Here is a 6,027-nt window from a genome sequence, read left to right as displayed (position 1 = left end):
CGGCCTCGGGGCGACGGACGGCGATGCGCAGCACGCCGTCGGCGAAGCGCGCCTCGACCAGGTCGGAATCGACGCGAAAGGGCAGGCGGATAGCGCGGGAGAAGCGCCCGAAGGCACGCTCGCGGCGCTGCCAGGACGCGCCCTCCGGCAGGTCGGGCGCGCGGCGCTCCCCGGCGATGGTCAGGACGTCATCCTTGACGGAGATGTCGATATCCTGCGGCTCGACGCCCGGCACTTCTGCGATGATCGCTGCCGCCTCGTCGTTCTGCCACACATTGACGGCCGGAAAGACCGGCGCCGCCGTGCTGAAGGCGGCACGGTCCAGCGCCTCGCTGACGCGCCGCAGCAGCGCGAAGGGATCAGCGGGGTAGAGTGTCATTGGATTGAGCATGACTTCCTCCTTTCGCGGCCCTCGCGGCCCGCCGTGACGGAAGCCATGCCATGGGGCGCGTGGCGTGCCCCTGAAGCCGACGGCACCAGTCTTCTCCCCGCTTCGCGGCGGAACCCTGGTGGCCTGCCGTGATGGCCAGACCCGTCAACCTGCGAACCCCGATTGGGCGTTCCGACGACGATCAAGGTCGCCCACGACCGAGATTCAAGACGTGCATTATGCGTCGCGCGTCGGCCAGCCATACCGCCGGCGCGAGCCACCGGCGGGGCAGCCGAATTGTCCTGCTGCGCACCGAAACCGCCCGACGGCACCGCGACCGCCTCACGCGATCCTCACCCCGGTCCAGGCGGGAGGATCGCTTGCCGGAAAGGACTCTAGACTGGCCTCCTCGACCGGATCCTGTCTCGGCTCATCCTCGGCATGGGCAGCAAGGAGCCAAGGCCGAACGCGGCTGATCGCGTCGCTCATGTCGCTCCGCAGCTGCTCCGCGTAGCTTCTGTAGCGCACGCGACGCGGGGGTGGCTCCGCGACCTCGTAGCGCCATCCGTGCCGCTCGGCGAAGGCTTCCGCGCTCTGCCTGTCCGGGAACTCAAGTCGCACGAGCGCGAGCGGATCCGTGCTGCCGATCCATCCGGTGAGCGGGTCGATCGGCGGCGGCGACGATGGCACGAACTCCAGGACCCAGCGCTGCCGTCCTGGCGCGGATTGCGTGACGGAACGACCCGGCTGATGGATGCGCACGAGCGGGAGCCGCCATCGGCCGGCCGATGAAGCGCCGCCCGGCAGGAGCGGCACCGATTTTTCCGGGCCGGTCCCGCTCCCCGCTCCGGTAGCTGGCGCCACTGCCTCGCCCCAAGTCGGAAGAGAGGCCGGAAGGACTGAAGGTGGGCGTGAGGCCATTGCGGCAGCGTCTAGTCCGCCGCTTCGGGCGCGCCCTCCACCGCGGGCTTGGGCGGCGCCGTTCCGGGCCGCGGCTCGAGGACCACCTGCTCCGCGGCCGCATCCCAGCGCAGCGTCACGGTGTCGCCCTTGGCGACCTCGCCGCCCAGCATGGCGCGCGCAAGGCGGGTTTCGACCAGGCTGCGGATCTGCCGCTTGAGCTCGCGCGCGCCGTATTCGGGCCGGTAGCCCTCGGCGGCCAGCATCGCCGTGAGGCTTTCGTCGAACTCCAGCGTCACACCCTGGCTCGCCGCGGTGCGCTTCACCCGGTCGAGCTGCAGCAGCACGATCTGCCGGATCTCCTCCTTCGAGAGCGCATGGAAGACGATGATCTCGTCGATTCGGTTGAGGAACTCGGGGCGGAAATGGCCGCGCAGCACCTCCATCAGCTCGGCCTTCAGCTTCTCGGGCTGCTCGGCCACCGTGCCGCGCAGGTGCAACCGCTTCTGGATGCGATCCGAGCCCAGGTTCGAGGTGGCGATGATGATCGTGTTGGTGAAATCCACCACCCGCCCCTTGCCGTCCGTGAGGCGCCCGTCGTCGAAGACCTGCAGCAGCACGTTGTAGACGTCGGCGTGCGCCTTCTCGATCTCGTCGAGCAGGATCACGGAATAGGGCTTGCGGCGCACCTTCTCGGTGAGCTGGCCGCCCTCGTCATAGCCGACATAGCCCGGCGGCGCGCCCACCAAGCGAGCGACCGCATGGCGCTCCATGTACTCCGACATGTCGATGCGCAGCAGTGCGCCCTCGTCGCCATAGACCACCTCGGCCAGCGCCTTCGCGAGCTCGGTCTTTCCCACCCCCGTGGGCCCGAGGAAGAGGAAGGTCGCGACCGGCTTCGAGCCCTCGCGCAGCCCGGCACGCGCCAGCCGCACCGCGTCCGAGACCGCCTTGATCGCCTGCTCCTGGCCGATCACCCGCTCGTGCAGGCGCTCCTCCATCTTCAGCAGCTTCTCTCGTTCGGCCTCCGTCAGCTCGCTGACCGGGATGCCGGTGAGCTTGGAGACGATCTGCGCGACATGGCTCGCCTGCACCTCGGCCGAGCCGGTGGCGCGCTCCTTCTCCCAGGCCTCCGTCAGCTCCTTGAGGCGCGCCTCCTTCGCCGCGATCTGCTTGCCGAGGTCGGCGGCCTTCTCGAACTGCTTGCGCGAGGCGGCATAGTCCTGCTCGCGCTTGATCTGGTGCAGTTCCGCCTCGATCTCCTGTACTTCGACCGGCCGCGCAGTGGCCGAGAGCTTCACTCGCGCCGCCGCCTGGTCGATCAGGTCGATCGCCTTGTCGGGCAGGAAGCGGCCCTGGATGAAGCGGTCGGAGAGCTCGGCGGCGGCCAGGATCGCCTCGTCGGTGATCGTCACCTTGTGGTGCGCCTCGAAGGTGTCTCGCAGGCCGCGCAGGATCATGATCGCCTGCGCGACGGTCGGCTCCGCCACCATCACCGGCTGGAAGCGCCGCTCCAGCGCGGCGTCCTTCTCGATGTGCTTCTGGTACTCGTTGAGCGTGGTGGCGCCGATCAGGTTCAGCTCGCCGCGCGCGAGCATCGGCTTGAACACATTGGCGATGTCGAGCCCGCCCTCGCCGCCGCCCTGGCCGGCGCCGACGATGGTGTGGATCTCGTCGATGAAGAGGATCATCTCGCCCTGGTGCTCGGTCACCTCCTTGAGGATCTTCTGCACCCGTTCCTCGAACTCGCCGCGGTACTTCGAGCCAGCGACCATCGAGTTGATGTTGAGCTCCACCAGCCGCTTGCCGCGCAGCGCCTCGGGCACTTCGTCGTCCACGATGCGCTGCGCGAGGCCCTCGACGATCGCGGTCTTGCCGACGCCCGGCTCGCCGATCAGCACCGGGTTATTCTTCTTGCGCCGGGCGAGGATCTCGATCGTCGTCTCGATCTCCTGCGCGCGGCCGATCACCGGGTCGAGCTTGCCGTCGCGCGCCATCTTCGTGAGGTCGCGCGAATATTTGTCGAGTTCGGGCGTGTTAGTCGGTGCTTCGGCGCGGCCCTCCTCTGCCCCCTGCTTGCCGACCACACGCGCCACCTGCTGGCGCAGGGCCTGCGGCGTGAGGCCCAGCTTGCGCAGGATGTTGGCCGCCAGGCCCTCGCCCTCCTCGGCGAGGCCGATCAGCAGATGCTCCGGCCCGACATAGGAGTGGCCCATGTCGGTCGAGGCGGTGAAGGCGCGGCTGAGTGCATCCTTGACGCGGGGCGCGACGCCGATCTCGCCCTCATGCGGCTTTTCGCCGCGCTTGGCCTCCTGCTCGATCTGCGTGCGCAGCTGGTCGGCCGAGATCTTGAACTGGCCGAGGACCGTCTTGACGACTTCCGAGCCGAGCAGCGCCAGCAGCAGGTGTTCCGTGTCCACCTCCGGCCTGCCCCGTTCGGCCGCATGGCGGGCTGCCTCCTGCAACAGCCGTTCGGCCTGGTCGCTGATGCGCGCGGCAAGGCCGCCGCCCGGCCGGCGTGCCGAACCGCGCCGCTGGCTGCGACGCGGCGAATCCGAGGCGGCGGCGTCGCCAAAGGTGGCATCCACCACCTGCTCATCCTCCTCTGCGGCGGGCAGGTCGCGCCCGAGGCCACCGATCAGGCTGCCGAAGGGGCGGTCGCCGAAGAACTCCTCGAACAGGCTGCCATGGCTGCCGAACAGGGCCTCAAGAGGCGAGGCGGTCCGCCCCTGGCGGCGGAGCGTGTCGCGGTAGTGCTCGTCGCAGAGCTCAAGATCCTGCCGCCGCCCGTTCACCGAAGCGCGGACGCGCACCGTCGCCGCCCGCCCACAGACATCGCATTTGCCGTTCATCAGCGTTGCTCCTCCGCATGATCCACGGTGGCGGTGGATCTGGTGATGCCCTGTTGCCCGGCCGCCGCCGCTTGCCGCAGCGCCGGGAAGTCGTCCGGGGTGATGGTTTCGCGCGCCAGCAGCAGCCGCGTGCCGGCATCAAGATCGGCGCGGCGTTCGGCGAGCAGCGCCCTGGCCCGCGCATAGGCCTCGTCGATCAGCCCGCGCACCGCGACATCCACCTCGCGCGCCGTGGCCTCGGAATAGTCGCGCGGCGTGAAGCCCGGCACGCCATCGCCGAGGAAGCTCTGCCGCTCGGCCTCCAGCACCGCCTGGCCGAGCGAGGGATGCATGCCGAAGCGGGTGACGATCTGGCGAGCGATGTCGGTCACGCGCGCGAGGTCGTCCGCCGCGCCGGTCGAGATCTCGCCGAGCACGAGGTCCTCCGCCGCGCGGCCGGCCAGCAGCACGACCATGCGGTTCTCGAGGTCGCGGCGGGTGATCAGGAAGCGGTCCTCGGTTGGCCGCGTCATGGTGTAGCCGAGCGCGCCGATGGAGCGCGGGATGATCGAGACCTTGTGCACGGGATCCGCCCCGGGCAGGGAGGCGGCGGCGAGCGCATGGCCCATCTCGTGGATCGCGATCGCCTCGCGCTCCTTCTGATTCAGCACGCGCCCCTTGCGTTCGAGGCCGGCGACGATGCGCTCGATCGCGGCGGTGACATCGGCCATGCTCACTGCCTCGGCGCCGCGACGGGTCGCCTGGATCGCCGCCTCGTTCACCAGGTTGGCGAGTTCCGCGCCCGAGAAGCCCGGCGTCAGCGCGGCGATCTGCTCGACATCCAGCCCCTCGTGCTTCACCTTCTTCAGATGCACGCGCAGGATGGCGGCGCGGCCGGACTTGTCGGGCCGGTCCACCACCACCTGGCGGTCGAAGCGGCCGGCGCGCAGCAGCGCGGGGTCGAGGATCTCGGACCGGTTGGTGGCGGCGAGCAGCACGATCCCCTCGCGCGGGTCGAAGCCGTCGAGTTCGGTCAGCAGCTGGTTGAGCGTCTGTTCCTTCTCGTCGTGGCCGCCGCCGAAGGCCCCCACGCCGCGCTTCTTGCCGAGCGCATCCAGCTCGTCGATGAAGATGATGCAGGGGGCGGCCTTGCGGGCCTGCTCGAAGAGGTCGCGCACGCGCGCCGCGCCCACGCCCACGAACATCTCGACGAATTCGGAGCCGGAGATGGAGAAGAAGGGCACCCCCGCCTCGCCGGCAACCGCGCGCGCGACCAGCGTCTTGCCCGTGCCCGGCGGGCCGACCAGCAGGATGCCCTTCGGGATGCGCGCGCCGAGCCGGCCGTACTTCTCGGGCTGCTTCAGGAAATCGACGATCTCGCGCAGTTCGGCCTTGGCCTCGTCCACGCCGGCGACGTCGTCGAAGGTGACGCCGGTGTCCTTCTCGACATAGACCTTGGCCTTGGACTTGCCGACCGACATCAGCCCGCCGAAGCCCTGCTTCTCCGCCACGCGGCGGAAGACGAACATCCACAGCCCGAAGAAGACGACCGCCGGCACCACCCAGGAGAGCAGGTTCGTCAGGAAGGTGTTGGTGATGGTGCCGTCGTAGCGCGCGCTCGACTGCTCCAGGCGGCGCGTCAGATCCTCAGGCACGATGGTGGTCAGGAAATGCGTCCGCCCGTCGATCGGCTCGCGGTAGCGGCCGACGATGCTCTCGGGGCGCACCTGCACCTCGGCGATGCGGTCCTGCTGCAGCAGTTCGAGGAAGCGCGAATAGGGGATGCGCTCGGTCACCGACGCGCCCTGCCACCAGCCCTGAAAGAGCAGGAGCAGCAGGAAGGCCCCGATCCAGTACCAGATATTGAACTGCTGCTGCTTGTTCACTGAGGGCTCCGGCCGCTCGGGCGGGAAGGAGTGGAGCGCG

The 6,027-nt window shown here is 69.5% G+C and carries 4 protein-coding genes; all 4 read right to left on the bottom strand.

All coding sequences use genetic code 11. The features are described from left to right. Nucleotides 1-391, bottom strand: a 391-nt coding sequence (locus GXW74_RS03900; RefSeq protein ID WP_211844963.1) for an Hsp20/alpha crystallin family protein, incomplete at its 3' end; no start/stop codon positions are given. Nucleotides 392-712: 321 nt separating this feature from the next. After that, nucleotides 713-1,186: an NADH dehydrogenase ubiquinone Fe-S protein 4 gene (locus GXW74_RS03895; protein ID WP_207802990.1), complete on the bottom strand. Its 474-nt coding sequence runs from the start codon at nucleotides 1,184-1,186 to the stop codon at nucleotides 713-715. A gap of 116 nt (nucleotides 1,187-1,302) precedes the next feature. Then, on the bottom strand, nucleotides 1,303-4,122 hold the full coding sequence (locus GXW74_RS03890) for an ATP-dependent Clp protease ATP-binding subunit (protein ID WP_272877221.1): 2,820 nt from the start codon (nucleotides 4,120-4,122) through the stop codon (nucleotides 1,303-1,305). Beyond that, nucleotides 4,122-5,987 (bottom strand): ATP-dependent zinc metalloprotease FtsH, encoded by a 1,866-nt coding sequence (gene ftsH / locus GXW74_RS03885; RefSeq protein ID WP_211844962.1) that lies wholly within the window; start codon nucleotides 5,985-5,987, stop codon nucleotides 4,122-4,124. The genes GXW74_RS03890 and ftsH overlap by 1 nt, the downstream gene beginning before the upstream one ends. Between the last annotated feature and the right edge of the window lie 40 nt (nucleotides 5,988-6,027).

Origin of the sequence: Neoroseomonas eburnea (assembly GCF_018129005.1) — a bacterium.
Classification (GTDB): domain Bacteria; phylum Pseudomonadota; class Alphaproteobacteria; order Acetobacterales; family Acetobacteraceae; genus Neoroseomonas; species Neoroseomonas eburnea.
Note: the sequence above shows the minus strand (reverse complement) of the source record. Positions and strands in the feature narration are given on the sequence as shown.

Bases quoted from the DNA above. Each gene is read 5' to 3' on its own strand.
- GXW74_RS03890 (WP_272877221.1), bottom strand. From the start codon at position 4,122: ATGAACGGCAAATGCGATGTCTGTGGGCGGGCGGCGACGGTGCGCGTC.